This window comes from Variovorax sp. P4_D9, assembly GCF_056401695.1.
Window position 1 is genome coordinate 1 of record NZ_JBFUIU010000746.1, and the last position, 4,278, is coordinate 4,278.

Annotated in this window: 4 protein-coding genes; 2 read left to right on the forward strand and 2 right to left on the reverse strand. The window is 70.8% G+C overall.

The features are described 5' to 3' along the window. The first annotated feature begins 113 nt into the window (after nt 1-113). On the forward strand, nt 114-716 hold the full coding sequence (locus AC1DY5_RS44195) for a HEAT repeat domain-containing protein (RefSeq protein WP_478120742.1): 603 nt from the start codon (nt 114-116) through the stop codon (nt 714-716). 70 nt (nt 717-786) lie between these two features. After that, complete coding sequence (locus tag AC1DY5_RS44200; protein WP_478120743.1) at nt 787-3,126, forward strand: fatty acid cis/trans isomerase; 2,340 nt, start codon at nt 787-789, stop codon at nt 3,124-3,126. A gap of 24 nt (nt 3,127-3,150) precedes the next feature. Here AC1DY5_RS44200 and cueR read toward each other — a convergent pair whose 3' ends face one another. Beyond that, entirely contained in the window at nt 3,151-3,561 is a 411-nt protein-coding gene (cueR, locus tag AC1DY5_RS44205; protein WP_478120744.1) for a Cu(I)-responsive transcriptional regulator, read from the reverse strand. Beyond that, on the reverse strand, nt 3,558-4,278 hold a 721-nt coding region (locus AC1DY5_RS44210; RefSeq protein ID WP_478120745.1), incomplete at its 5' end, for an HAD-IC family P-type ATPase. The genes AC1DY5_RS44210 and cueR, both read right to left, overlap by 4 nt.

Sequence of the window (4,278 nt, forward strand, 5' to 3'; positions counted from 1 at the left end):
GACCAGGGCGGTGACGCCGCGGTCGGCGCCGACCAGTCGCGCGAGGCCAACCGCTGGGCCAACCGGCGCGTGGTCGTCACCTTCTCGCGGCCGGCGCCGGTGTCGAGGGCGCCATGAGCGGCGATCCGGGCGATCTCGGCGGGCTCGATGCGGCCGATTCGACCGATCGCGCCCGCGCGCTCGCCATGCTGGTGGTGGCCGGCCGGGCGTCGACGCCGGTGCTGCTGCGCGCGCTCGAAAGCCGCGATGCCGGCGTGCGCGAGAAGGCCGCCCAGGGCCTCGCCGAGATCGCCGACCCGGTGGCCGCCGACGCCCTGCGCGCCGCCCTCGCGGACAGCGACCCGCTGGTGCGCGGGCGGGCGGCCCAGGGTCTCGCCGCGATCGGCACGCCTGATGCGCTGGAGGCGCTCGCGCGGACCTTCGACGACCATCCCGACGTGCTGCGGGCGCCGCACACGCTCGCGACCTACGTGCTGATCGCGCGCGGCGCCGATGCGCTGCCCGTGATCGCGCCGCTGCTGGATGCGCAGGCGCCGCTGACCCGGCAGCGGGCATTCGCGGTGCTGCAGGCGGTGGTGCCCACGCTGCCGGGGGTGGCGGAGTGGGGGGCGCTGTGGCGCTCGCTCGGCGCCTACGACCCGAACGACCCCGAAGTCGCCACGCGCAGCGCTGCCGCCGCGCTGTGGCGGCAATGGATCGATGCCCACGGACCCTAGAAGCGCCGGTCCCCGCAGGCGAGTCGACGGGTACAGTGCGTGATCCACCGTCGAAGCTGAAAGCCCCCGCATGCGTCGTGTCGCATCCCTGATCCTGGTCGTCTTGCTCGCCGCCTGCACGACGATCGCGCTCCATCGCTTCGACGAACTCTACGGGCCGGCCGATCCGAAGCGCTTCGACCAGCCGCTCGCGCCGCCGCCCGGCGAGTCCTACGCGCAGACCATCCAGCCGATCCTCGACCGCCGCTGCGTGGCCTGCCATGCCTGCTACGACGGGCCCTGCCAGCTCAAGACYACGGCCTGGGAGGGCCTGGCGCGTGGCGCCAGCAAGACGCCGGTCTACGACGCTTCGCGCCTGCGGGCGGCSACGCCGACGCGACTCTTCGTCGATGCCGAAAAGCCTTCCGAGTGGCGCGAGCTCGGTTTCTTCCCGGTGCTCAACGAGCACGCGCCCACGCCCGAGGCCAACCGCACGGCGGGCCTGATGCACCGGCTGCTGATGCTGAAGGAGAAGCACMCGCTGCCGGCCCACGGCGTGGTCGGCGGCGGGCTCGACTTCTCCCTCGGCCGGGAGGCGATGTGCCCGGCCGGTGCSGAGATCGATGACTACGAGCGCAAGATGCCGCTCGGCGGCATGCCCTTCGGACTGCCGGGACTGAGCCCGGCCGAGCTCGGCGTGCTGACCCGCTGGATCGAACGCGGCGCGCCCTACGAGGGCCCGCCGGCGCCGGCGCCGCTGGCGCTGCAGAGGATCGCGATGTGGGAGCGCTTCTTCAACGGCGACTCGCCGAAGGAGCGGCTCTTCAGCCGCTATGCCTACGAGCACCTGTTCCTGGCGCACCTCTATTTCGACGACGATCCGCAGCACGCGTACTTCAGACTGGTGCGCTCGGCCACGCCCCCCGGCCAGCCGGTGGCGCCAATCGCCAGCCGGCGGCCGGTCGACGACCCCGGCGTCGAGCGCGTCTATTACCGCCTGGTCCCTGAGCGCGAGACCATCGTCGCCAAGACCCACATGCCCTATGCGCTCGGGGCCGCCCGCATGGCCCGCTGGCGCGCGCTATTCATCGATGCGCCCTACACGGTCGATCGCCTGCCGGGCTACAGCGCCGACACCGCGGCCAACCCCTTCTCCACCTTCGCGGCGCTGCCTGTGGATGCGCGCTACCGATTCATGCTCGACGAGGCCGAGTTCACGATCATGGGCTTCATCAAGGGCCCGGTGTGCCGCGGCCAGATGGCGCTCGATGTCATCGAGGACCGCTTCTGGGTGACCTTCCTCGCGCCCGGGCGCAGCGACCAGGAGCAGGCCGGTCTGCTGGCCCGCGATGCCAACCTGTTGCGCCTGCCCACCGGCAGCAGCAATGAGGAAGTGCTGACGCCGTGGCTGCAGTACGCGAAGCTCGAGAACGAGTACCTGCGCGTCAAGTCGGACTACCTCGCCCGCAGCCTTGGAGACCCCGAGAACCTCGACCTTCGTCTGCTTTGGGACGGCGATGGCCGAAACGACAACGCCGCACTCACCGTCTTCCGCCATTTCGACAGCGCCAGCGTGGTCAAGGGCCTGGTCGGCGACGCACCCAAGACTGCCTGGGTCATCGGCTATCCGCTGCTGGAGCGCATCCACTATCTGCTGGTCGCCGACTACGACGTCTTTGGCAATGTGGGGCACCAGCTCAATTCGCGCCTCTACATGGACTTCCTGCGGATGGAGGGCGAGTTCAACTTCCTGGTGCTGCTGCCGAAGGCGCAGCGCATCACGACGCGCGACTACTGGTACCGTGCCGACAGCCGTTCGACGCGCGAGCAGGTCTACGGCGGGCCGTCGACCACGCTGTCGGTCGACAGCGGCATCCGCTACCAGACCCCGGATGCGCGGCTCGAACTGCTCGGCATGATGAAGGCGCGGCTGGCGCCTGTGCTGGCAGCGGGCTTCGAGCTCGACCGTGCGCCGCCTGCGTGGCGGGCAGGGCTGCGTGAACTCGGTGCCGTGCGCGGTGCGTCCCTGCAATGGCTGCCCGAGGATGCCGCGCTGGTGGTCGAGGCGCCCGGTGCCCCGCCGGCCACCTTCAGCCTGCTGCGCAACACCGGCCACGCGAGCGTGTCGCACCTGATCGGCGAGCGCCGCGAACTGCGGCCCGACGAGAACACGCTGACCCTCGTGCCCGGCGTCATCGGCGCCTACCCCAATGCCTTCTACCGGTTCAGCCCGGCCCAGCTGCCGGCGATGGCCGAGGCGATCCGCCGGCTGAAATCCGAGGCCGATTACGCGGCCTTCTCCGAGCGCTACGCGGTGCGCCGCACCCACCCCGACTTCTGGTCCGTCAACGACGCGCTGGTCGATCGCTATCGTCGCGACCAGCCGCTGCAGGCCGGCATCCTCGACCTCAACCGCTTCGAAAATCGGTGAGTCCGGCAGGGCCGGTGCAGCGAGTCAGCCGGGGGGAGAGCCCAGTTCATCGAGGATCGGGCAGTCCGGGCGCTGGTCGCCGTGGCAGCAGTCGGCCAGCCGCTCCAGCGTTCTCTTCATCGCCGTCATCTCCTCGATGCGGCGGTGCAGGTCGGCCGCGTGGTCGAGCGCGATGCGCTTGACGTCGGCGCTGGCGCGGCCCTTGTTCTGCCACAGCTTCAGCAGCTCGGCGATCTCGGCCATGCTGAAGCCGAGGTCGCGCGCGCGCCGGATGAAGCGCAGCGTGTGCACGTTGCTCTCGGTGTACTGCCGGTAGCCGGCGTCGGTCCGGGCGACTTCGGGCAGCAGGCCGAGCGATTCGTAGTGCCGCACCATCTTGGCCGAGACGCCCGAGCGCGACGCGGCATCGCCGATATTGAACGGTTCCACGCTCATCGCACCAGTCCTTTCCAGCGCCGCAGCAGCAGCGCATTGCTCACCACGCTGACACTGCTGAAGGCCATCGCGGCCCCGGCGATGACCGGGTTCAGCAGGCCGAAGGCGGCCAGCGGAATGCCGACCACGTTGTAGGCGAAGGCCCAGAATAGGTTCTGCCGGATCTTGGCGTAGGTGCGGCGCGAGATGTCGATAGCGTCGCTGACCAGGGCCGGGTCGCCGCGCATCAGCGTGATGCCGGCCGCGTGCATCGCGACGTCGGTCCCGGTCGACATCGCGATGCCGACGTCGGCCGCTGCCAGTGCCGGGGCGTCGTTGATGCCGTCGCCCACCATCGCGACGCGGACGCCATCGGCCTTCAGTTCGCCGATGATGGCCGCCTTGTCCTCCGGTAGCACCTCGGCCCGCACCGTGTCGATCTTCAGCAGCCGGGCCACCGCCTCGGCGCTGCCGCGGTTGTCGCCCGACACCAGGGCGGTGCGTATGCCCTGCGCATGCAGCCGCTCGATCGCGGCCGCGGMGCTGGCCTTGGGCTGATCGCCGAAGGCCAACAGGCCGACCAGGGTCGGGCTCGCGCTCAGGTCGGCGAGCCAGGACACGGTGCGGCCTTCGGACTGCAACTGCGCCGCCCGCTCGCCGAGCGGGCCCAGCGGCACCGAGAGTTCGCGCATGTAGCGGCTGCTGCCGAGGCGCAGTTCGCGGCCATCGACGCTGGCC